1 protein-coding gene is annotated in these 725 nt (G+C 47.7%); it reads right to left on the bottom strand.

Features of this window, described 5'->3' with window-relative positions; translation table 11 throughout:
• A partial coding sequence (gene prmC / locus A3761_RS07610) for a peptide chain release factor N(5)-glutamine methyltransferase (protein ID WP_068750066.1) occupies window positions 1-725 on the bottom strand: 725 nt, incomplete at both ends.

Below are 725 nucleotides of genomic sequence, written 5' to 3'. Positions count from 1 at the left end.
AACAAGCTCTGCCTGGTCATAGCCATGTTCAAAAAGTAGCCAGCCACCTGCTTCGAGAAACTCACGCGCATCATGCGTAATCTTTTTGATATCGGCCATCCCCTGATCTTCAGCAATCAGAGCAGAAGCAGGCTCAAATCGAACATCCCCTTCACGCAGGTGCTTATCTTTGGCATCGATATAGGGAGGATTACTAACAATCAGAGAAAAACGCTGCTCCCGGAATGCGGAAAACCAATCGCTGCAGAAGAACTCAACATGAGGAAGGCTATTCAAGTTTGCGTTTTGCCTTGCTAGCTCAATGACCTTTGGAAAACGGTCAACACCATTGACCTGCCATGCTGGACGCTCACTAGCTAATGCCAAGGCTATCGCCCCCGTGCCCGTTCCGAGATCAAGTACTGAAATGGCGGACTTATCCAACGGCAAATTCAAAGCCCTTTCAACAAGCACTTCGGTATCAGGCCTTGGAATGAGAGTATGCTCATTAACCTTTAAATTTAGAGTCCAAAAATCTCGCTGACCAATTAGGTGGGCAATAGGACGCCCTTTTTGGCGTTGTGAAACAAGAGAAAGAAAGTGCTCGGTTTGGTCTTGATCCAGACTTTTATCAGGCCAGGTCCGTAAATAAGCACGCTCGCAATCGAGCACGTGACATAAGAGCAGCTCAACATCCAAAGATGCCGAACTGCTTGTCAATTCGAGGGATTTTGCCATCGCCTCTG

Source organism: Oleiphilus sp. HI0123, from assembly GCF_001635315.1.
This window is presented reverse-complemented; position numbering and strand designations above follow the sequence as displayed.